The 2,723-nt window shown below is 56.2% G+C and carries 1 rRNA gene (cut by a window edge); it reads left to right on the plus strand.

What is annotated here, in order from left to right:
- Positions 1-2,692, plus strand: a 23S ribosomal RNA gene (locus tag RT2_RS24830); it begins 439 nt to the left of the window's first position.
- Positions 2,693-2,723: the final 31 nt, after the last annotated feature.

The following is a 2,723-nucleotide window of genomic DNA, read 5'->3' on the forward strand; positions in this document are numbered from 1 at the left end:
CTCTCGTGATTGGTACCCAAGTAGCAGCGGGCCCGTGAAATCTGCTGTGAATCTGTCGGGACCACCCGATAAGCCTGAATACTCCCTGGTGACCGATAGCGGACTAGTACCGTGAGGGAAAGGTGAAAAGTACCCCGGGAGGGGAGTGAAATAGTACCTGAAACCGTGCGCTTACAATCCGTCAGAGCCTTCGAGCAGCTTGCTGCTGGGGGTGATGGCGTGCCTTTTGAAGAATGAGCCTGCGAGTTAGTGGCATGTGGCGAGGTTAACCCGTGTGGGGCAGCCGTAGCGAAAGCGAGTCCGAATAGGGCGACCGAAGTCGCATGCTCTAGACCCGAAGCGGAGTGATCTACCCATGGCCAGGGTGAAGCGACGGTAAGACGTCGTGGAGGCCCGAACCCACTTAGGTTGAAAACTGAGGGGATGAGTTGTGGGTAGGGGTGAAAGGCCAATCAAACTCCGTGATAGCTGGTTCTCCCCGAAATGCATTTAGGTGCAGCGTCGCGTGTTTCTCACCGGAGGTAGAGCTACTGGATGGTCTAGGGGGCCCACAAGCTTACCGAAATCAGCCAAACTCCGAATGCCGGTGAGTGAGAGCGCGGCAGTGAGACTGCGGGCGATAAGGTTCGTAGTCGAGAGGGAAACAGCCCAGATCGCCAGCTAAGGTCCCTAAGCGTGTACTAAGTGGAAAAGGATGTGGGGTCGCGAAGACAACCAGGAGGTTGGCTTAGAAGCAGCCACCCTTGAAAGAGTGCGTAATAGCTCACTGGTCAAGTGATCCTGCGCCGACAATGTAGCGGGGCTCAAGTACACCACCGAAGCTGCGGCATTCATGCAATACACCTCGGTTTTCCTGCGGGAAGGCCGGCAGTGGTATGGATGGGTAGGGGAGCGTCGTGCAGCCATGGAAGCGCCGGAGTGATCCAGGTGTGGAGGCTGCACGAGTGAGAATGCAGGCATGAGTAGCGAAAGAAGAGTGAGAAACTCTTCCGCCGAATGACCAAGGGTTCCTGGGCCAGGTTAATCCGCCCAGGGTGAGTCGGGACCTAAGACGAGGCCGACAGGCGTAGCCGATGGACAACGGGTTGATATTCCCGTACCCGTGTGAACGCGCCCATGGTGAATCAGTGATACTAACCGCCCTGAAGCCGGCTGTGTTCCTTCGGGAATGTGGTCGGGGGATGCGCGGGACCTGATCTGGTAGTAGCCAAGCGATGGGGTGACGCAGGAAGGTAGCTGGGCCAGTGAGTGGTAGTACTGGTGTAAGCGTGTAGGGAGTGACATAGGCAAATCCGTGTCGCACATATCCTGAGACGTGATGCGTAGCCGTTGAGGTGAATTCAGTGATCCTATGCTGCCGAGAAAAGCCTCTAGCGAGCTTTCACACGGCCCGTACCCCAAACCGACACAGGTGGTCAGGTAGAGAATACTAAGGCGATCGAGATAACTATGGTTAAGGAACTCGGCAAAATGCCCCCGTAACTTCGGGAGAAGGGGGGCCTCGGCTGGTGACGGAACTTGCTTCCTGAGCTGGTTGGGGCCGCAGAGACCAGTGAGAAGCGACTGTTTACTAAAAACACAGGTCCGTGCGAAGTCGTAAGACGATGTATACGGACTGACGCCTGCCCGGTGCTGGAAGGTTAAGAGGACCGGTTAGCCCTTCGGGGCGAAGCTGAGAATTTAAGCCCCAGTAAACGGCGGTGGTAACTATAACCATCCTAAGGTAGCGAAATTCCTTGTCGGGTAAGTTCCGACCTGCACGAATGGCGTAACGACTTCTCAGCTGTCTCAACCATAGACTCGGCGAAATTGCATTACGAGTAAAGATGCTCGTTACGCGCGGCAGGACGAAAAGACCCCGGGACCTTCACTATAGCTTGGTATTGGTGTTCGGTTCGGTTTGTGTAGGATAGGTGGGAGACTGTGAAGCGGGCACGCCAGTGTTCGTGGAGTCGTTGTTGAAATACCACTCTGATCGTATTGGACCTCTAACCTCGGACCATGATCTGGTTCAGGGACAGTGCCTGGTGGGTAGTTTAACTGGGGCGGTTGCCTCCCAAAATGTAACGGAGGCGCCCAAAGGTTCCCTCAGCCTGGTTGGCAATCAGGTGTCGAGTGCAAGTGCACAAGGGAGCTTGACTGTGAGACTGACAGGTCGAGCAGGGACGAAAGTCGGGACTAGTGATCCGGCACCGGCAAGTGGAAGCGGTGTCGCTCAACGGATAAAAGGTACCCCGGGGATAACAGGCTGATCTTCCCCAAGAGTCCATATCGACGGGATGGTTTGGCACCTCGATGTCGGCTCGTCGCATCCTGGGGCTGGAGTAGGTCCCAAGGGTTGGGCTGTTCGCCCATTAAAGCGGCACGCGAGCTGGGTTTAGAACGTCGTGAGACAGTTCGGTCTCTATCCGCCGCGCGCGTTAGAAACTTGAGGAAGGCTGTCCCTAGTACGAGAGGACCGGGACGGACGAACCTCTGGTGTGCCAGTTGTCCTGCCAAGGGCACTGCTGGTTGGCTACGTTCGGAAGGGATAACCGCTGAAAGCATCTAAGCGGGAAGCCTGTTCCAAGATGAGGTTTCTCACCCACTTGTGGGGTAAGGCCCCCGGCAGACCACCGGGTTGATAGGCCGGAACTGGAAGCCCAGTAATGGGTGTAGGTGACTGGTACTAATAGGCCGAGGACTTACCACAAAGAAGCTACGCGTCCACTGTGCGGTATCTG

This window comes from Rhodococcus tukisamuensis NBRC 100609 (genome assembly GCF_001894985.1).
In the GTDB taxonomy this organism is placed as follows: domain Bacteria; phylum Actinomycetota; class Actinomycetes; order Mycobacteriales; family Mycobacteriaceae; genus Rhodococcus_G; species Rhodococcus_G tukisamuensis.